This window comes from Bradyrhizobium sp. KZN70725, from assembly GCF_055264925.1.
The window spans coordinates 51346-71402 of record NZ_JBUYWT010000012.1; the positions used below are offsets into that span (position 1 = coordinate 51346).

15 protein-coding genes are annotated in these 20057 nt (G+C 64.4%); 8 read left to right on the top strand and 7 right to left on the bottom strand.

Annotated elements, in window-relative coordinates:
* Positions 1 to 286 precede the first annotated feature (286 nt).
* Positions 287 to 1027, top strand: a complete 741-nt coding sequence (locus ACZBJS_RS13965; protein ID WP_076828866.1) for a Spy/CpxP family protein refolding chaperone — start codon at positions 287 to 289, stop codon at positions 1025 to 1027.
* Positions 1028 to 1332: 305 nt separating this feature from the next.
* Here ACZBJS_RS13965 and ACZBJS_RS13970 read toward each other — a convergent pair whose 3' ends face one another.
* Genes ACZBJS_RS13970 through ACZBJS_RS13980 form a run of 3 tightly spaced genes read right to left on the bottom strand, consistent with a single transcriptional unit; the run spans position 1333 to position 4365 of the window.
* Positions 1333 to 1734, bottom strand: coding sequence for a VOC family protein (locus ACZBJS_RS13970; RefSeq protein WP_463438818.1), 402 nt, complete (start codon positions 1732 to 1734; stop codon positions 1333 to 1335).
* A 24-nt stretch (positions 1735 to 1758) separates the two neighbouring features.
* Positions 1759 to 2946: an acyl-CoA dehydrogenase family protein gene (locus ACZBJS_RS13975; RefSeq protein WP_141342397.1), complete on the bottom strand. Its 1188-nt coding sequence runs from the start codon at positions 2944 to 2946 to the stop codon at positions 1759 to 1761.
* A gap of 12 nt (positions 2947 to 2958) precedes the next feature.
* On the bottom strand, positions 2959 to 4365 hold the full coding sequence (locus ACZBJS_RS13980) for an MFS transporter (protein ID WP_316398990.1): 1407 nt from the start codon (positions 4363 to 4365) through the stop codon (positions 2959 to 2961).
* Positions 4366 to 4584: 219 nt separating this feature from the next.
* Here ACZBJS_RS13980 and ACZBJS_RS13985 point away from each other — a divergent pair, with 219 nt between their 5' ends.
* Both ACZBJS_RS13985 and ACZBJS_RS13990 read left to right on the top strand, forming a co-directional pair.
* A complete protein-coding gene (locus tag ACZBJS_RS13985) occupies positions 4585 to 4881 on the top strand; it encodes a PilZ domain-containing protein (protein WP_256527878.1) in 297 nt (98 codons plus the stop codon).
* Between the two features lie 85 nt (positions 4882 to 4966).
* Positions 4967 to 5698: an adenylate/guanylate cyclase domain-containing protein gene (locus tag ACZBJS_RS13990; protein WP_141342396.1), complete on the top strand. Its 732-nt coding sequence runs from the start codon at positions 4967 to 4969 to the stop codon at positions 5696 to 5698.
* A gap of 159 nt (positions 5699 to 5857) precedes the next feature.
* Here the strand turns inward: ACZBJS_RS13990 and ACZBJS_RS13995 are convergent, their stop codons facing one another.
* Complete coding sequence (locus ACZBJS_RS13995; protein ID WP_316398989.1) at positions 5858 to 7927, bottom strand: ATP-dependent helicase; 2070 nt, start codon at positions 7925 to 7927, stop codon at positions 5858 to 5860.
* A 112-nt stretch (positions 7928 to 8039) separates the two neighbouring features.
* Here ACZBJS_RS13995 and ACZBJS_RS14000 point away from each other — a divergent pair, with 112 nt between their 5' ends.
* On the top strand, positions 8040 to 8297 hold the full coding sequence (locus ACZBJS_RS14000; protein ID WP_057018676.1) for a hypothetical protein: 258 nt from the start codon (positions 8040 to 8042) through the stop codon (positions 8295 to 8297).
* 172 nt (positions 8298 to 8469) lie between these two features.
* Here the strand turns inward: ACZBJS_RS14000 and ACZBJS_RS14005 are convergent, their stop codons facing one another.
* Together ACZBJS_RS14005 and ACZBJS_RS14010 are read right to left on the bottom strand one after the other, a co-directional pair.
* Positions 8470 to 8724 (bottom strand): hypothetical protein, encoded by a 255-nt coding sequence (locus ACZBJS_RS14005; RefSeq protein ID WP_028332017.1) that lies wholly within the window; start codon positions 8722 to 8724, stop codon positions 8470 to 8472.
* Between the two features lie 117 nt (positions 8725 to 8841).
* The gene (locus tag ACZBJS_RS14010; protein ID WP_026192767.1) at positions 8842 to 9042 is read right to left on the bottom strand and encodes a DUF3072 domain-containing protein; all 201 of its coding nucleotides are present in this window, start codon (positions 9040 to 9042) and stop codon (positions 8842 to 8844) included.
* Positions 9043 to 9103: 61 nt separating this feature from the next.
* On the opposite strand from ACZBJS_RS14010, the gene ACZBJS_RS14015 reads away from it, so the two are divergent.
* Together ACZBJS_RS14015 and ACZBJS_RS14020 are read left to right on the top strand one after the other, a co-directional pair.
* A complete protein-coding gene (locus ACZBJS_RS14015) occupies positions 9104 to 9415 on the top strand; it encodes a hypothetical protein (RefSeq protein ID WP_141342394.1) in 312 nt (103 codons plus the stop codon).
* A gap of 169 nt (positions 9416 to 9584) precedes the next feature.
* Positions 9585 to 9767: a hypothetical protein gene (locus tag ACZBJS_RS14020; RefSeq protein ID WP_225646739.1), complete on the top strand. Its 183-nt coding sequence runs from the start codon at positions 9585 to 9587 to the stop codon at positions 9765 to 9767.
* A gap of 176 nt (positions 9768 to 9943) precedes the next feature.
* On the opposite strand, the gene ACZBJS_RS14025 is transcribed toward ACZBJS_RS14020, so the two are convergent.
* The gene (locus tag ACZBJS_RS14025) at positions 9944 to 11932 is read right to left on the bottom strand and encodes a hybrid sensor histidine kinase/response regulator (RefSeq protein WP_076828855.1); all 1989 of its coding nucleotides are present in this window, start codon (positions 11930 to 11932) and stop codon (positions 9944 to 9946) included.
* A 273-nt stretch (positions 11933 to 12205) separates the two neighbouring features.
* Between ACZBJS_RS14025 and ACZBJS_RS14030 the strand changes: the two genes are divergently transcribed.
* Positions 12206 to 18496 carry a HAMP domain-containing protein gene (locus tag ACZBJS_RS14030; protein WP_141342393.1) on the top strand — a complete coding sequence of 2097 codons (6291 nt, stop codon included), beginning with the start codon at positions 12206 to 12208 and terminating at the stop codon, positions 18494 to 18496.
* A gap of 16 nt (positions 18497 to 18512) precedes the next feature.
* Complete coding sequence (locus ACZBJS_RS14035) at positions 18513 to 20009, top strand: sensor histidine kinase (protein WP_057018673.1); 1497 nt, start codon at positions 18513 to 18515, stop codon at positions 20007 to 20009.
* The last annotated feature ends 48 nt before the right edge of the window (positions 20010 to 20057 follow it).

Sequence of the window (20057 nt, forward strand, 5' to 3'; positions counted from 1 at the left end):
TGGTCAAATAGCAGGCAGTGCCGTTCGCATCACTGCAGTTGCCGGCGGTTTGCCGTGCGTCTTGCGATCATGCTGCGACGCACGCGGGCGGCGACGCAGACAAGGTCGCAGACGGTGCGCGGTTGAGCCGCAGCTTTCCGGTCAAGCCTCAGCGAACTCTGTTCCGCCATGTTGATGCCCGGCGCGGCCGATAGACTTGCTGAAGCCGGAAACGCTAAAGTCCGGATTTGTCGAACCTACTCCCGCATCAATTCCGCAATCCACCACCGATCACGGAGACCCGATCATGCTCATCCCGGTAGCGAAGCTGCGCGCACAATGGAGATTGTGCGCCGCGGTTGGGGCCGCCACCGTCACGTTGCTCGCAGTGCCTCATATGGTCGATGCGCAGATCGTGCAGGGCGTCGAAAAGGGGGCGCGCGAGGGCAACAAGGCTGCCGGGCCGGTCGGCGGCGTTCTCGGCGGAGCCATCGGCGGCGTTGTCGGGGTGGTGACCGGCGTGACCGGGGTGTTGACCGGCAACAATGGCAACAACCCCAATGCCGGCAGCGGGAAGAACGCACAGGGCGCGGCGGCCGGCGCCAAGGCCCCCAAGTCGGCCAAGGCCGCCGCAAAGGACAAGGGCGCGAAGCAAGCGCCGACCGTGCTGACCCAGGCCGGCGCGCCGCAGCTGACGGCCGAACAGATCGTCGCCAACAGCGACGCCAACATCGAACGGATCAAGAAGGAGCTCAACCTGACGCCGGAGCAGGAGAAGAATTGGGCCGGCTTCAACAGTGCGATGCACTATCTCGGCCACAACGGCGCCGACCGACTCAACCTGCGCATCGCGCGGGCGCAGCGCGATCCGCCGGATGACATCATCGAGCAGATGCGCAACGAGGCCCAGTTCCTCAATGACCGGGCGGTCGATCAGCGCGGCGTCGCCGACGCCGCCGAGCCGCTGTTTGCCAGCCTCGACGACAAGCAGAAACAAATCTTCATCAACGAAATGGTCCGCCTGAGCCACGAACGCGGGCTCGACTGAGGAAATCTCGCCGGCCAAGTGGGGACGAATAGCCGGGCCACCAAGCCCTGGGGTAGGTTAAAGGCGCAGCACCCGGCTATTCTGCCGCAGCGGCGCGGCCCGGTTAATTCGTCATTCAATGTTGAAGAAAAACGGACCGGATCACGCCCGAGTGATGGCCGAGTCAGGGCCTTGTCGGGAACCATCCACAGCGCCCGAGGCCAGCGCGGATTGAGCCGTCAATGACCGGGACATCGGCGCGGCAAAGCGACGATGTCCTTCGGACGGCTCTGCCCGGCAATCAGCGATCCGCAAAACGCTGGCGCTTAGCTCTTCGGGAAGTTCAGCTCCACACCGATGCCGTCCGGATCGTAGAGGAAGATCTGGGTGTCGCCGGTGCGCGGCACGATCTGCTCACGGAAGGTGACGTTCTTCGACTGCAGGCGCTTGCGCACGGCTTCGACGTCGCTGGCGGCAAAGGCGATATGGTCGAGGCGGCCGGTGTCCTCATATTTCTTCTCGGTGCCGCGCACCACGATGCCGTCGCGGGGCTTGCGGGTGCCCATCAGATGGACGGTGGCCTGACCGCCGGAATAGAGCCAGTAGCCGGGGAAATCGAGCGGCGGCCGTTCGCCGTTCTCGAGCCCGAGCACATCGCAATAGAACTCCCTGGTCTTCTCCAGATCCTGCGGCTCGATGGTGTAATGCTGTAGTCCACCCAATGGCATGGTTCTTCTCCTTGAGAAATCGGGTTAAACGAAGCTGAGGTCGGCATCGACGCCCAGCATCCAGGCGCCGACGGTCTCGAAATGACTGAAGCGGCCCTGCAATTGCTGGGTCACGGTGTGGATGTCGCGGAAGCGCCGCTCCAGCGGATGGCCGTCGAAGATCGCGGTGGCGCCGGCGGTGTTGTAGGCGAAATCGACGGCCTCCCGCGCCTTGTGGATGGCATGGGTGGCCGCCATCCGGATCGTCATGCGCTGTGCCACCGTGATGCTGTGGCCGGCAACCAGATCCTTCCAGATGTCGGCCATCGACTGCAGCAGGAAGGCGCGGGCGGCGCGCAGATTGACCTCGGCTTGGGCGAGGCCGGACTGCACCACCGCATTGTCCCGCAGTGTCTTCTTCATGCCGCGCGGCACCTTGTTGCGGGCGACGTCGACGAAATTGTCGAGCGCACTGCGGGCAATGCCGCAGGCGACTCCGGCAAAGCCGATCTGGTAGCAAGTATGGTTGCTCATCCGGTACAGCGGGCCATCCTCGCGACACTCGCGGTCGAATTCGCGGGTGATCGAATGGTCCGCGCGGACGAAGAAATCGTCGAGCGCGAACTGGTCGCTGGCGGTACCGCGCAATCCGACCGTGTTCCAGATGTCGGTCCATGCGACGTCTTCGGTCCGCACCAGCATGGTGCGCTCGACCTGCTCGCCATTGGCATCCCGGCGCGGCGAGCCGTCCGCGGCATAGACCGGGCAGTGCGCGCCGAGCCAGGTGGCGTGCCGCCCGCCCGAGGCAAACGACCAGACCCCGGTGACGCGGTAGCCGCCCTCGCACTCGATCGCCTTGACCTTCGGGCCGGGGCCCCAGGCCAGCACGGCACGCGGGTCGGCAAACACTTCCTGCGCGACCGGCAGGTCGAGATAGGCCGCCGACATCGCGCAGCCGCCGGCCTGGCTCAGGCACCACGCCGTCGAGGCATCCGCCTTGGCGATGGTCTCGATGGCATGGAAGAAGGTGACGGGATCGGTCTCGATCCCGTTGCTTGAACGCGGCAGCAGCAAGCGGAACAGCCGCGCCTCATGCAGCCGGTCGAGCAGGTCGGGCGGCAGGCGGCGCGTCGTTTCAATATCGTTGGAGGCGGCCGCCACCGCGTCCCTGATCGCCTCGGCGCGGGCGATCACGTCGCGATCACCGATAAGGTCCGCAGCAGTCACATTCATGTTCGCCCTCCCTCAGGCGCGCCGGATCGTTGCGGAGGCCGCGACATCGGCCGTCGCGTTGAGCTCCTTGTCGATCTGCTCGATCGATTTGCCCCGGGTCTCGAGCCCGAAGAACAAATAGACGGCCCCCGCCATCAGGAACCAGCAGCCGAGATAGACAAAGGCGGTCGGGATCTGGGTCAGTGGCACATCGGGCTTGAGGTAGTTGTTCGAACCGACGATCAGCGCAAGCCCGACCGGCCCGATGATCTTGCCAATGCCGCCGAAGCCATAGGCCGACCCCATCCCCGTGGTGCGCAGATGCGACGGCCAGACCTCAGCCGCGTAGGGACCGACGATCGCAAAGCCGCCGTCGGCGAAGAAGAAGGCGGCGGCCAGCAGCAGCCAGAACGCCGACATGCCGAACAAAGTCGCGTCGTAGTGGTAGCCGGCAATGATCGTCAGCGCGCCGGCGCCGAAGCCGAGCAGGCCGCCGGCAACACGCCGTCCGAGCAGCTCCGAGAACCAGGAGAACGAGATGCGGCCGAGGAAGCCGGTGATGCTGAGCAGGATCATCATCTTGGCGGCTTCCTGCGGCGTCACCTTCAGCAGCAGCACGAACAGTGCGGGCGCCCATAGCGTGATGCCGTAGACGCCGGTTTGCGCGCCTGCATTGCCGAGCCAGGAGACGATCAGGCTGCGCGGATATTTGAACAGATCGAACCAGCTCGTCGTGACGATCGGACCGGCGTCGGCCGCGCTCGGCAGCGGCAGCTCCGACGGCGGCACCTGCAGCGCCCAGGCGAGCGACTTGCGGGCTTCGTCATAGCGTCCTTGCCGGCACAGCCAGCGCGGCGACTCCGGAACCCAGATCCGAACCAGCAGCACCAGGACCGACGGCAGCACGCCGATCGCAAACAACAGCCGCCACTGATCGGTTCCCATGAAGGCTCCGAGCACCGCGCCGAGGCCGACGCCGAGCGGGATCACGCAGGTGACGAGGCCGCCGACCCAGCCGCGCTTGTGCGAGGGCATGAACTCCTGCACCAGCGGCAGGTCGACACAATAAAGACCGCCGACGCCGGTTCCGACGAAGAAGCGCAGGATCGCCAGATAGACCCAGCCGTTATCGGGTGTGAAATAGAGCAGGCCGGTCGCGATCGAGAAGTTCAGCACCGTGCCGATGAAGACGATACGTCGACCGACCCGGTCGGCGAGCCAGCCCCAGAGGTAGGCGCCGAGGATGGCGCCGATGCCGGAACTCATCAGCACGGTGGCCGACTGGCCGAAGGTGAGCTTCCACGGTCCGATCAGGAACGCGAGCACGAAGCCGATCAGGAAGTAGTCGAAGAATTCCAGCGCATCGCCGATGATGGCCGCCGCAAGGATCTTGATCTGGTTGCCGGTCAGAGTCGTCCGGCGATCGAGAATCTCGAACATGGCGCGTCTCCCCATGGCGCCTGTTCATTATTCCCCGGAGCGTGCGTCGCGCCAGCGCATCGCCCATAGGATGAGGCTATCCTCGCGCCAGCGCGAACGACAAGCCCGCGCCGACGCGGGGCTCATCTGCATTGTCGCGATAAGCGGTTCGGCGTACTGCTGCGCACAAATGGTGGTGCGAAAGCCCGATGCGAGCCGCCGGAGCCGTTGACTCCTGCAATGCCGATCGCCCACGTTTGCGTGAAGAACATTTGGGGAGGCCGGGTGGACGAAAAGCGTAAGCATCCGCGAACCGAGGTCAATGAACCCGGCTATGTCTCGTCGGGCGGTTCGGTCATGCATTGCACGATCGTGAACATCTCGCCGGAAGGGGCGGCCATCGAGGTCGAGAATCCGGCCTTCGTCCCGCACCGATTCCGCCTGGTGATGGCCCGCGACGCCTCGGTCGTCTACGAGTGCCAGGTGATCTGGAGTAAGAAGTCGCGAATTGGAGTGAGTTTCGTGGCAACCGCCTGAGCGCGGCTATCTCGATTGGGGACGCCCATGAACCTGCGTGCCAAGGCGGTCGGGTTTCGTTGCTGGAACAGCAGGTGATCCGCCGATGACTCCGGAACCTGCAACGATCTGCCTTGGCTGCTGGCAAAACCTGCATATGCCGATCCCGTTGCGCGGTCCATTGGCGGCGCCGTTGCGTCTGTTCGGCGTCCGGCCGAGCCGCATGAACCCGAACACATGCACGCTCTGCGAGATGGCCTTCTCGAAGATCATGAAGGCGCGCGCCGTGACCATCGACGCCACCATCCTGTTCGCCGATCTGCGCGGCTACACCACACTGACGCAGACCATCGCGCAGGACGGGCTGACCTCGCTGCTCGACGCGTTCTACGACGACTGTGCCGCCGCGATCTGGCGCTATGACGGCATCATCAACAAGACCAACGGCGACGCCGTGTTCGCGATCTTCAATTTTCCGGTGCGGCGCGACGATCATGCCGTGCAGGCCTTGCTCGCGGCGCGCCAGATCCAGCGCAGTTTTCGCGACAGGCACGATGCGCTGGTGCGGGCGATCGGCGCCGGCGACATCGAGATCGGCATCGGAATCGGAATGGACAGCGGTGACACCAATTTCGGTGAGTTCGGCCAAGCCCACCGCGACCTGACGGCAGTCGGCACGGTGGTCAATCGCGCGGCGCGCGCGCAGGCGGCCGCCAGGTCAGGCGAGATCCTTGTGACGACGGCCGTGCGGGATCGAACCCGCGACATGATCACGGCAGCCGGTGCCGATTACACCCTGAAGGGCTTCGACCAGCCCGTCACATTATTTCCTGCGTGAATTGGCTTTCGCGTGAATTGACGCGGCGCAAAAAAGACGGCTCCAGCGTGCAACTGCGCGCCGAAGCCGTCGGGGATGGTCGTTTGCCGATTACGAACGCCGCCTCAACGCAAGGTCGGCGGCTTGGTTCCAGCCCGTATGAAAATCTTCGAACCGGCGTCAGCGCCACATGCCGCGCATCCGGGCGCCGATGTCGATCGGCGGCGCGCGGTTGGCCGCGGAGGCCTGCGCGGCCGCGGCGCGCGGCCAGGTGGTCCGCTCGAACATCGGCAGCAGTCGTTCCGGGATGAAGCGGGTGCGCGAGGCATACATGTGGCGGTCGCCCTTGGCGGCCTGGCCGTGAACGAAGAAGCGCTGCGGCACCAGCAGATGCAGATCGTCCTTGGCGCGGGTCATCGCGACGTAGAGCAGGCGGCGCTCCTCCTCGAGTTCGGCCGACGTGCCGGCGCCGAGGTCGGAGGGCATGCAGCCGTCGACGACATTGAGCACATAGACGGATGTCCATTCCTGGCCCTTGGCGGAATGGACCGTCGACAGGATCAGATAATCCTCATCGAGCAACGGCACGCCAGCCTGGTCGCTGGTCGCATCGGGTGGATCGAGCGTAAGCTCGGTGAGAAAACGTTCGCGTGACGGGTAGCCGGCGGCGATCTGCTCGAGCTGAATGAGATCGGCGCGGCGTACCTCGCTGTCCTCGTGGATGCGATCGAGATGCGGTTCGTACCAGAGGCGGGCGCGTTCGATATCGACGGGCCATTCCGAGTAGCGAAGGTTCTCGATGGCCTCCACGAACAGCCGCCAGTCCGCACCGGCGCGGGGCGGAGCGGGCAGCGCGACGAGCGCAGCAATCGGATCGGCGGCCTCGGTCATGCGGTCGAGCACCCGCTGCGCCGAGGCCGGTCCGACGCCGGGCAACAGATGCAGGATGCGGAAACCTGCAACCCGGTCGCGTGGATTGGCGGCGAAGCGCAGCAGCGCCAGCATGTCCTTGACATGCGCGGCGTCGAGGAATTTGAGGCCGCCGAATTTCACGAACGGAATGTTGCGGCGGGTCAGTTCGACCTCCAGCGGTCCGCTGTGCGAGGAGGTGCGGAACAGCACCGCCTGGTGCTTCAACAGGGTGCCTTCCTCACGATTGGCCAGCACCTGCTCGACGATGTAACGGGCCTGATCGGCCTCGTCGCGGATCGTGACGAGCAGCGGCTTACGGGTCGAGGTCCGGTCGGTCCACAGGTTCTTGGTGAAGCGCTCCTTGGCGAGCGAGATCACGCCATTGGCCGCCGACAGGATCGGCTGCGTCGAGCGATAGTTGCGATCGAGCGTGACGATCTCGGCGGCCGGGCTGAACTGGGCCGGGAAGTCAAGGATGTTGCGCACGGTGGCGGCGCGGAACGAATAGATCGACTGTGCGTCGTCGCCGACCACGGTGAGCCCGCGGCCCGCGGGCTTGAGCGCGAGCAGGATGGAGGACTGCAGGCGGTTGGTGTCCTGATATTCGTCGACCATCACATGGTCGAAACGGCCGCCGATCTCCTCGGCCAGCGCGCTGTCCGTCACCATCTGCGCCCAGTAGAGCAGGAGGTCGTCGTAATCGAGCACGTTCTGCCGCTGCTTGGCTTCGACATAGGCCCCGAACAGCTGTTTCAATTCACTGGCCCAACCGGAGCACCACGGGAAGAACTGGCCGAGCACGGCCTCGATCGGCATCTCCGCGTTCACGCAGCGCGAATAGATCGCAACGCAGGTGCCCTTGGTGGGGAACCGGCTTTCGGTGCGGGAGAGCCCGAGATCGTGGCGGACCAGATTGATCAGGTCGGCGGAATCCTCGCGGTCATGGATCGTGAAGGCCGGGTCGAGGCCGATACGCTCGGCGAATTCGCGCAGCAGCCGCGCGCCGATGCCGTGGAACGTGCCGGCCCAACTCAGCGCGTCGGTCATGACCGAGGCGCGATCGCCGAGCACGCGGCGCGCAATGCGCTCGACGCGGCCGGCCATCTCGGCGGCGGCGCGCCGCGAAAAGGTCATCAACAGGATGCGGCGCGGATCGGCGCCAGCGACGATCAGATGCGCGACGCGATGGGCGAGGGTGTTGGTCTTGCCGGACCCCGCGCCCGCGATCACCAACAGCGGCGCGCCGACGATGCAATCCTTGCCGACCCCGTGCTCGACAGCGCGGCGCTGCTCGGCATTGAGCGCATCGAGATAGGCTGTGTTGGCAAGATCAGTCACGAATCACCCCCACGAAACGCTAACAGACATTGCGATTCATTGGGGCCGGCGCGCCGAGGCGGACGGAGAGAAATTAGATTGACATTAACGCGGCGCGGCGCACAACCCCGCCATGGGTGACGTATCCAAATCCGACACGCCGCTGAAGGCGACGTTCAAGGTGCGGCTGAACGGCGAGACGGTGACGCTCGCGACCGTCGGCCAGGCCTATAGCTTCATCAGCAATCTCAGCGCCGTCGAATGGATGGAGTTCCGCTCGCTGCATGACGAGGCATTGGTTGCACTCGAGAGAGCGGCCGGTAACGCCATGCTGACGGTGCAAGCGACCAACGCGTTGCGGATGCTGTTCGTCCGCGCGAAACTGCTTTGAAAAGAAAATGAGCCGCCTTGGTGTTCCATTGGCCCTCCAAGGCGGCCCGAGAGTGCGGCTGAAGCGCATTGCGCACCCGCCGTCGCGTGTACCGCCGTTACCTTGTTTGCGGCCATAACGAACAGCGCCTTACGCAACCACCGCCGATTCGGCTGTAGCCGCGGCACCACAATCACGGGCCAACGTCATCGACCAGGCGGTCATACACGAGCGCGGACCGGAGGTTCATGGTTGCGATCTTCAGATAGCTCGGCTCGCGCATGGCGTTGTTGAACATCATGATCGCCGTCTTCCAGTAGCCGCGCTCGCGCTGATCCAGGTTTAGCGCGGACAGGTAGTCCGCGGCGTCGCCGACCGTCGCGAGCGTTCGCCCGTCCTTCAGCGTAATCGGGAACGCAAGCGGCGACCGCTTCTCCAACTCCAGCACGTCAGGCTCCCCCAGGACCAAGCAGCAATAAGACAAAGCAGCAATAACAGGAACAGACCTAGCTGCGCCGCTATATCAAAGCCTTAAGGGGACGTCCGGCCTGGCTGGCGCGGACGGTCAGAACGAATCCGCCAGCGCGATCTCCGCCTTCAGCGCGTCGATCCGCCGTTCGGCTTCCTCGGACGTCAGGTCGCGTGCGTACTGGTTCGGCTGATAGGCCTCCTCGGCGAGGCTCCTCAACCGCAGCGCCTGGGCACGGGTCATCAGCCCGCCAAGCCGCTCCGCAACCCCACCATATCTTACCGCTGCCACGCTCATTGCTTGCCTCGCTTGCTGGATCGTGACTTGACAATATGTTCTATTTTTGTTCTAACAAGCTATGGACAACAAGATCAATGAAATTCGGCGCAAGATCAGCACGTTGCGAGCTGAGATGACCCTGATCGAGGCGTCGATCAGGGATCAGGTCAACCGCGACCTCGATTGCAGTGAAGCATCCTACCGGCTGATGGCGATGCGAGCCGAAGTGGCCCAACTGGTCGGCCGGTGGAAGGCCGCCGGCGGCGGCGAGCGTCTCCCCACGGTCCGGGAGCGGCTGAGCCGGAGCTTCGAGGACCGCGCCGGCGCGAAGGTCAAGGTGGACAAGGACAAGGCGAAGCCTACGCCCGGTCACAGCAACGCCCGGGTGTGATCCGGGGGTTTGTCCAAAGAAGGGAGCCTCGAACACCGGCTCAGGCCCAAATCAGGTTTCAAGGAAGGAACTGGGACCGCAGGATCTGCATTTTCTTGTGGTGAGAGCCAATACCATAGCATCGCCCAGCGCCATGATCGCCGATCCGACCGCGCCACCGCGGGCATCGATGAATGACGATCGCAGTCCACTGCTGACGCTGATCTCCTGCATCAGCTGCATCAGGACGATGCGGCTCGAGAGCAGCCATCCGGGCAGCGAGGGCAGGGATATTCTTCAGTACCGCTGCGAGCAATGCAGCCGCATCGAGCGGGTGCAATTGGTGCGGCGAAGCTGGCCGGCGGAACGCTAGCCTTTCGATTTTGAACTAGTGTCCCGAATCCGAAGTTCGCATCATTTGCCGCATCTTCGGAGCGAACTTCGAATTCGATAAGGACACTGGCAAACTTATGATTCTAGTGTGCTTTATGAATGCGAAGTTCGTGAAAGTGGCTGCCGCGAAATCGCACGGACTTCGCATTCAGCACACTAGGAGCGGGCTTTCGCCTTTGGTCTTGCCACGACGTCATGCGCGGTGGCATCGAACTCGCTCGAAGCGTTGCCGGATGGCCCGCTCGTCGCGCTGCCGACGCCGTGCCCCGTCAACTTTGCGAGTTCGCGGCTGAGGTCGTGGATGTGGTACGGCTTGCGTAACACCGGAAAGTCGGACCTCACGTCGCGTGCGCTCGCGCTGTAGCCTGTCGTCAGCAGGATCGGCAGCTCGGGCTTTCTGTCCCGGATCGTGCGCGCCAGCTTCAGTCCATCGATCCTGCCGGGCATGACGATGTCGCTGAACACCACATCGATCCCGTTGGCGTCGATTTCCGACAAGGCGGCCTCCGCGTTCGAGGCCCAGCGCACGGTGTAGCCGAGCTGTTCGAGCAGGCCCGTGCTCGCATCGGCGACGGCAGGATTGTCCTCGATCAGCAGGATCGTGGCCAAGCCGGGCGTGCTGTGCCCCGTAGCTGTGCGCTTTGCGGCCGCAGTCCCGCGCGGGAGATAGATGCTGACCGTCGTGCCCTTGCCGAGCGCGCTTGTAATCTCGACCCGGCCATCCGCCTGGTGCGCGAAACCGTGAACCTGGGACAGCCCAAGGCCGGTCCCTTTGCCGACCGGCTTGGTGGTGAAGAAGGGATCAAAGACCTTGTTCATGACATCGTCTGGAATGCCTTCGCCGGTGTCGGTAATGCTGACGACCACCTGGGCGGCTTCCGGGACATTGCGCGCCGCGACGGTCAGCGTGCCGCCGCCGGTCATCGCATCCCGGGCATTGACCACGAGGTTGATCAGCGCGGTCTCAAATTCCGTCGGATCGACGAAGATCGGCCAGAGATCCGGTCCGATCTCCATGTTCAGCTTGATCGCGCCGCCGAGCGCGCTGGTCAAAACCTCTCGCACCGCGGTGATCCTGTCAGCGACGTTGATGGTCTGCGGATTGACACTCTGCCGACGCGCGAAGGTGAGGAGCTGCCTGGTCAGGGACGCGGCACGCTCGGATGCGGTTTCGATCGCGCCGAGTGCAAGCATCCCCCGTTCGCTCATCACCTCGCGCTTGATCCGGTGCAGATTGCCGGAGATGATCATCAGCAGGTTGTTGAAGTCGTGCGCGACGCCGCCGGTCAGTTGGCCGAGCGCATCCATCTTTTGCGATTCCGCAAGCTGACGCTGCACCTGTTCGAGCTTCTGATGCGCGTCGCGCCGCTCGGAAATATCCCGGGTGATCTTGGCGAAGCCGACCAGGCTGCCGTCGGTATCGCGGATCGGATCGATCACGACGCTCGCCCGGAAGAACGAACCGTCCTTGCGGACCCGCCAGCCTTCCTCCACGTAATGCCCGGTCTCTTCCGCGATCTTGAGCGCATGGGCGGGCTTGCCGGCAGCCTGGTCGGCCGGCGTATAGAACCGCGAGAAGTGCTGTCCGATGATTTCGCCGGGCGAATAGCCCTTGATGCGCTCGCCGCCGGCGTTCCAATTGGCGACGATGCCGGCCGGCGTCAGCATATAGAGCGCATAGTCGGTGACATTGCTCACCAGCAGGCGGAACTGGCTTTCGCTGGCCTCGAGATCCGCGCGCGCCTGATGCCGCTCGGTGATGTCGCGGGTGACCATTGTGTAGCCGACGAGCTTGCGCTTCTCGTAGATCGGATCGATGACCACAGCGGCGTAGAATTGCGACCCGTCCTTGCGGACGGACCAGCCTTCGGCCGCTGAGTGCTTCTCCTTCCGCGCCATCTGCAGTGCTCTCGCCGGAACGCCGGATGCGCGGTCTTCGGCAGGATAGAAGACCGAGAAGTGCTTGCCGAGGATCGCCTTGGCCGGATAGCCCGTGATGCGCTCGGCGCCCTTGTTCCAGTTGATGACCCGGCCATCGGGGCCGAGCGTGCAAATGGCGTAGTCGACCACGCCGCCAGCCACCGGCCGACGATCGTGCCGGCTCTCGACGATGCCCCGTTTGAGTTGTTCTGATTTCTTAACCATCACCGATCCTGCCCCCGCCCGAAACGCGCGGGGATGGTCAATGTTCCATGCGAGCACGAGGACCGGGCGATCAGGGCCGGCTCCGTCGTTCCTCGTAAAAGTTCGGCCAACGGTCGGAACTTTTGGTTCCAATCGCGATTAAGGTACTCGGTTTGCGTCACAAATTGCGGCTTTGGCGTTTTCCCGCTTGAATAGATCAAGGGCAGTCATTCTTATGGTCACACTGGCTTTTCCGAGTCTCTGGATTCGCGGCCAGCGCGTAGGGGAAATTACATGACCGATCTCGGTTCGTCGCCTCGTCCCCGTGCTGATACGCGCCGCAGCCAACAATCAAACGGAAGCCTCGATTCCTCGCATGACCTACTGCAGTCGCTGCAGGCGATGCGCGCCGGCGACTTCTCGGTCCGGATGCGTGGCGACTATCTCGGCATCGACGGCAAGATCGCAGACGCCTTCAACGAAATCGCTGCCGCCAACGAACGCATGGCGCAGCAATTGGCGCGCGTCGGCCAGGTCGTCGGCCGCGAGGGACAGACCCGCCAGCGCGTCAATTTCGGCCTCGCCAGCGGCGCCTGGGCCGATATGGAGAGCTCGGTCAACACGCTGATCGACGATCTGCTGTGGCCGACCCGCGAGGTCACCCGCGCGGTCGCTGCGGTGGCGCAAGGCGACCTGCTGCAGACCGTGCAGCTCGACGTCGAGGGCCGGCCGTTGCGCGGCGAATTCCTGCAGTCGGCGAACATCGTCAACACGATGATCAAGCAGCTCTCGGTGTTCACCTCGGAGGTCACGCGCGTGGCGCGCGAAGTCGGCACCGAGGGCAAGCTCGGCGGCCAGGCCCAGGTGCCGGAAGTGACCGGCGTCTGGAAGGACCTGACCGAGAGCGTCAACTCGATGGCCAACAACCTGACCGGCCAGGTTCGCAACATCGCCGAGGTGACGATCGCGGTCGCCAACGGCGACTTGTCCAAGAAGATCACGGTCGACGTTCGCGGCGAGATCCTGCAACTGAAGGAAGCCATCAACACGATGGTCGATCAGCTGCGTTCGTTCGCCTCCGAAGTGACGCGCGTGGCGCGCGAGGTCGGCACCGACGGCAAGCTCGGCGGCCAGGCGATCGTGCCCGGCGTCGCCGGTACCTGGAAGGACCTCACCGACTCGGTGAACGCGATGTGCGGCAACCTGACCGCCCAGGTGCGCAACATCGCCAACGTGACCACGGCCGTGGCGCGCGGCGACCTGTCGCGCAAGATCACGGTCGACGTCAGCGGCGAGATTTTGGAGCTGAAGGACACCATCAACACGATGGTGGACCAGCTCAACTCGTTCGCGTCGGAAGTGACGCGTGTGGCGCGCGAGGTCGGCACCGAGGGCAAGCTCGGCGGCCAGGCCCAGGTGCCCGGCGTTGCCGGCACCTGGAAGGACCTGACCGACAACGTCAACTTCATGGCGTCGAACCTGACTGCGCAGGTCCGCAACATCGCCGACGTCGCGACCGCGATCGCCGGCGGCGACCTCTCGAAGAAGATCACGGTCAACGTGTCGGGCGAGATCCTTCAGCTGAAGGAAACGCTGAACACCATGGTCGACCAGCTCAACGCGTTCGCGTCGGAAGTGACGCGCGTGGCGCGCGAGGTCGGCACCGAAGGCAAGCTCGGCGGCCAGGCCAACGTGCTCGGCGTCGCCGGCACCTGGAAGGATCTGACCGACAACGTCAACTTCATGGCGTCGAACCTGACCGCGCAGGTGCGCAACATCGCCGCCGTGACGACCGCGGTCGCTGGCGGCGACCTCTCGAAGAAAATCACGGTGGACGTGCGCGGCGAAATCCTCGAGCTGAAGGACACCATCAACACGATGGTCGATCAGCTCAACGCCTTCGCCGGCGAAGTGACGCGCGTGGCGCGCGAGGTCGGCACCGAAGGCAAGCTCGGCGGCCAGGCCGAGGTGCGCGGCGTCGCCGGCACCTGGAAGGATTTGACTGACAGCGTCAACTCGATGGCCTCGAACCTGACCGCGCAGGTCCGCAACATCGCTGAGGTCGCGACCGCGGTGGCGAAGGGCGACCTGTCGAAGAAGATCACGGTGAACGTATCGGGCGAAATCCTTCAGCTGAAGGAAACGCTGAACACGATGGTGGACCAGCTCAACGCCTTCGCCGGCGAGGTGACTCGCGTGGCGCGCGAGGTCGGTACCGACGGCAAGCTCGGCGGCCAGGCCGAGGTGCCCGGCGTCGCCGGCACCTGGAAGGACCTGACGGACAGCGTCAACTCGATGGCCGGCAATCTCACGGCGCAGGTGCGTAACATCGCCGAGGTCGCGACCGCGATCGCCGGCGGCGACCTGTCGCGCAAGATCACCGTCGACGTGCGCGGCGAGATCCTTCAGCTGAAGCAAACGCTGAACACGATGGTCGACCAGCTCAACCGCTTCGCGGGCGAGGTGACGCGCGTGGCGCGCGAGGTCGGCACCGACGGCAGCCTCGGCGGCCAGGCCAACGTGCCCGGCGTCGCCGGCACCTGGAAAGACTTGACCGACAACGTCAACTCGATGGCCGGCAACCTGACCGCGCAGGTCCGCAACATCGCGGAGGTGACCACCGCCGTGGCGCGCGGCGACTTATCGCGCAAGATCACCGTCGACGTGAAGGGCGAAATCCTCGAGCTCAAGAACACCATCAACACGATGGTGGACCAGCTCAATGCGTTTGCGGGCGAGGTGACGCGCGTGGCGCGCGAGGTCGGCACCGAGGGCAAGCTCGGCGGCCAGGCCGAAGTGCCCGGCGTCGCCGGCACCTGGAAGGATTTGACCGACAACGTCAACTTCATGGCGTCGAACCTGACTGCGCAGGTCCGCAACATCGCCGAGGTCGCGAGCGCGATCGCCGGCGGCGACCTGTCGAAGAAGATCACCGTGGACGTGCGCGGCGAGATCCTGCTGCTCAAGGACACCCTGAACACGATGGTCGAGCAGCTGCGCTCGTTCGCCGCCGAAGTGACGCGCGTGGCGCGCGAGGTCGGCACCGAGGGACGGCTCGGTGGCCAGGCCGTGGTGCCCGGCGTCGGCGGCACCTGGAAGGACCTCACCGACAACGTCAACCTGCTGGCGGCGAACCTGACCACCCAGGTGCGCAACATCGCCGAAGTCACCACTGCGGTGGCGCGCGGCGACCTGTCGCGCAAGATCACGGTCGACGTGAAGGGCGAAATCCTCGAGCTCAAGAACACCATCAACACCATGGTCGACCAGCTCAACGCCTTCGCCGGCGAGGTGACGCGCGTGGCGCGCGAAGTCGGCACCGAGGGCAAGCTCGGCGGCCAGGCCGAGGTGCGCGGCGTTGCCGGCACCTGGAAGGACCTCACCGACACCGTCAACGTCATGGCGGTCAACCTGACCGAGCAGGTGCGCGGCATCGTCAAGGTGGTGACCGCGGTCGCCAACGGCGACCTGAAGCAGAACCTGACGGTGAAGTCGAAGGGCGAGGTGGCCGCGCTCGCCGACACCATCAACAACATGACCGAGACGCTTGCGACCTTCGCCGAACAGGTCACCAGCGTGGCGCGCGAGGTCGGCGTCGAGGGACGGCTCGGCGGTCAGGCCAACGTGCCTGGCGCGGCCGGCACCTGGAAGGATCTCACCGGCAACGTCAACCTGCTCGCGGCCAACCTGACCTCGCAGGTGCGCGCGATCGCGGAAGTGGCGACCGCCGTGACCAAGGGCGACCTGACGCGCTCGATCCAGGTCGACGTCCGCGGCGAGGTCGCCGAGCTCAAGGACAACATCAACACGATGATCGGCAACCTCCGTCTGACCACGGAGCGCAACACCGAACAGGACTGGCTGAAGACCAATCTGGCGCGCTTCACCAACATGCTGCAGGGCCAGCGCGATCTTGCGACCGTCGGCCGGCTGCTGCTGACCGAGCTTGCGCCGCTGATCAACGCGCATATGGGCGTGATCTACCAGGTCGACAATCCCGAGAATGCGCAGTTGCGCCTGTTGTCGGCCTATGCCAGCGACAGCAGCAATCCGCATCCGCAGATCGTCCAGTTCGGCGAGGGATTGATCGGCCAATGCGCGCTCGACAAGCGTCAGCGCCTCGTCTCCGAGATTCCCGGCGATGCGGTGCCGATCAATTCGGCCTTGATGCGGATCATGCCGAAAAACCTCGTCGTGTTTCCGGTGCAGTTCGAGAACCAGGTCAAGGCGGTGATCGAGCTGTCCTCGATCTCCTCGTTCACGACCTCGCAGATCACCTTCCTCGAACAGTTGACCGACAGCATCGGCATCGTGCTCAACAGCATCGAGGCGACGATGCAGACCGAGGCGCTGCTCAAGCAGTCGCAACAGCTCGCCGGCGAGTTGCAGACCCAGCAGAAGGAATTGCAGCAGACCAACGATCAGCTGGAGCAGAAGGCCCAGCAGCTGGCCGAACGCAATGTCGACGTCGAGCGCAAGAACCAGGAAATCGAGCAGGCGCGGCGCGCGCTGGAAGAAAAGGCGACCGAGCTGTCGCTGACTTCGAAGTACAAATCCGAATTCCTCGCCAACATGTCTCACGAGTTGCGGACACCGCTGAACTCGATCCTGATCCTGGGCCAGCAGCTCACCGAAAATCCCGACGGCAACCTGACTGGCAAGCAGGTCGAGTTTGCCCGCACCATTCACGGCGCCGGCACCGACCTGTTGAACCTGATCAGCGACATCCTCGATCTCTCCAAGATCGAGTCCGGCACGGTGACGGTCGACGCCGAGGAAATTCTGACATCGAGCCTGCTCGAGACCGTCGGACGGCCGTTCCGGCACGAGGCGGAGAACCGGCATCTCTCGTTCAGTATCGATGTCGACGCCAATCTTGCGCGCAGCATGGTCACCGACTCCAAGCGGCTGCAGCAGGTGCTCAAGAACCTGTTGTCGAATGCGTTCAAGTTCACCGCGGAAGGCGGCGTCAGCCTGACCGTGTCGGCCGCGCTCGGCGGCTGGAGTGTGGAGCATCCGATCCTCAATGCGGCGCCCGCGGTCGTTGCGTTCGAGGTGTCGGATACCGGCATCGGCATTCCGCAAGACAAGCAGAAGCTGATCTTCGAGGCGTTCCAGCAGGCCGACGCCGGCACCAGCCGCAAATATGGCGGCACCGGCCTTGGACTGGCCATCAGCCGTGAGCTCGCGGGTCTGCTCGGCGGCGAGATCCATCTGCGCAGTGCGACAGGCAAGGGCTCGACCTTCACGCTCTATCTGCCGCTGAAATATGCCGGCCCCTCGGTGGCACTGCGCCCGCAGGCTCGACCGATCGCGATGCCGCACCCACCGGCGCCGGCGCTGCAGGCGTCGGGCGCGCAGGAGCGTGTGATCGAGCAGCTTCCGGACGACCGGCTCAATCTCGAGCCCGGCGACACCATCCTGCTGATCGTCGAGGACGATCCGCATTATGCGCGGGTGCTGATCGATCTAGCGCGCGACAAGGGCTTCAAGGTGCTGGTCGCAAGCCGCGGTGCCGAAGCTCTGGATCTGGCCAAGCAGTTCCAGCCGAGCGCGGTGTCGCTCGACGTCTTCCTGCCCGACATGCTGGGTTGGACCGTGCTGAGCCAACTCAAGCACAATCCGCTGACCCGTCACATTCCGGTTCAGATCATCACGCTCGACGAGGACCGGCAGCACGCGCTGGCGCGCGGCGCGTTCTCCTTCGTCAACAAGCCGACGACGACGGAAGGCGTCAGCGCTGCGCTGTCGCAGATCAAGGAATACGCCAGACCACGCCGCAAGCGCCTGCTGATCGTGGAGGACAATGCGGCGGAGCAGCTCAGCATCACGGAACTGCTCGGGCACGAGGATATCGAGATCGTGACCACCGGCACCGGGGCAGGGGCGCTCTCGACGATGCGCGAAAATCCGTGCGACTGCGTCGTGCTCGACCTGCGCCTGCCCGACATGAGCGGTTTCGAAGTGCTGGATCAGATCCGCAAGGACGAGACGCTGTCCAATATACCCGTCGTCGTGTTTACGGGCCGGGAACTTTCAGCGGAAGAAGACGCGGAACTGCATACGATGGCGCGCAGCATCGTCGTCAAAGGCGTGGAATCGCCGGAGCGTCTGCTCGACGAAACGTCACTGTTCCTGCACCGTGTGATCACGGAATTGCCCGTCGAAAAACAGAGGATGCTGGAGAAGCTCAATAGTTCTGATGAGGATCTTATTGGCAAGACCGCACTGCTGGTCGACGACGATGCCCGCAACATCTTCGCGCTCTCGAGCGTGTTGGAGCGGCGAGGTATGAAGGTGTTGACTGCGACAACCGGTCACGAGGCCATCTCGCTGGTCGAATCCAATCCCAAGATTGCGATCGTGCTGATGGACATCATGATGCCGCAGATGGACGGTTACCAGACCATCGGCGCCATCCGGCAAAACTCCGCCTTCGCGCGGCTGCCGATCATCGCGCTGACCGCGAAGGCGATGAAAGGCGATCGAGAGAAATGCCTGGAGGCAGGCGCGTCCGACTATCTGGCGAAACCCGTGAACACCGAGCAACTGCTGCTGGCGATCCGCATGTGGCTGCACCGCTGATCGGCGATCGAACATGATGGACCACGAAAAGGTAAACATCCTTCTGGTCGATGACCAGCCGGCGAAGCTGCTGGCCTATGAGGTCATCCTGAAGGAGCTCGGCGAGACACTGGTCGCCGCGTCGTCGGGCCGCGAGGCGCTGGAGTTCCTGCTCAAGAACGAAGTCGCGGTCATCCTGGTCGACGTCTGCATGCCAGAGCTCGACGGCTTCGAGCTCGCGGCGATGATCCGCGACCATCCGCGCTTCCAGAAGACCGCGATGATCTTCATCTCGGCGATCCAGGTCAGCGATATCGATCGGCTCCGCGGCTACGAGATGGGCGCGGTCGATTACGTGCCGGTGCCCGTCGTGCCCGAGGTGCTGCGGGCAAAGATCCGCGTGTTCGCCGAGCTCTACCGCAAGACACGACAGCTCGAACGCCTCAACGCGGAGCTCGAGGACCGCGTGCGCGCACGCACCGCCGAGCTCGAGCAGTCGACCACGCGACTGGTCGAAAGCGAGGCACGCCGCAGCATGGCGATTGCGGCCGGCAAGATGGGCTCGTGGGACTGGGATTGGGTCAACGGCGACTGGATGTGGGACGAGGGGCAATACAAGATCTTCGGCGTCGACCCGAAATCCTTCAAGCTCACCTCCGACAATATACAGGCGCTGTTTCATCCCGACGATGTCGAGCACCTCCGGCAAGCCTGGACCGGCTTCGGCAAGGGCCAGACGTCCTATGAAACCGAATTCCGCGTCATGCGGCCGGACGGCGAAGTGCGCTGGTGCGTCGGTACAGCCGCGGCCACCAGCGACCGCAACGGCAAGGTGGTACGGGTGAGCGGCGTCACCGTCGACATCACCGATCGCAAGAAGGCCGAGGAGCGGCAGAGCCTGTTGACCCGCGAGGTGGACCATCGCGCCAAGAACGCGCTCGCGCTGGCACAATCGATCGTGCGGCTGACGCGCGCGCAGAACGTGACCGCCTATGTGCGGGCGGTCGAGGGCCGCATCACAGCGCTGGCACGCGTTCACACCGTGCTGTCGCTGTCGAGCTGGCAGGGCGCCGAAATCCGGCGGCTGGTCGCCGAGGAGATCGCGCCGTATTCGGAAGCCGGACAGATCCAGATCGATGGCGAAGAGGTGCAGTTGCAGCCCGCGACCGCGCAGACCTTGGCGCTGGCGCTGCATGAGCTCGTCACCAACTCCGCCAAATACGGTAGCCTGTCGGTGCTGTCGGGCCGGCTTGCGATCACCTGGGAACTGCACGACGAAACGTTGATCCTGGCCTGGGTGGAATCCGGCGGACCTCCCGTGACCAAGCCGAAGCAGAGAGGTTTCGGCACGAGAAGCGTCATCGCCAGCATCGAGACCCAGCTCGGCGGCCGCGCCGACTTCGATTGGCGCACCGAGGGCCTGGTGTGCCGGCTCACGGTTCCGCTCAAGGCGCTGGCTGGAGAGCCCGCGGCCTACCGCGATTTGTCGACGGCCGAGCAGCGCCAGCCCATGGTCAGTTCCAGGGCCGTGTAGCGCCTCCCATCGAACAGGAACCAAGCGCCGGACGCTGCGGTTAACGGG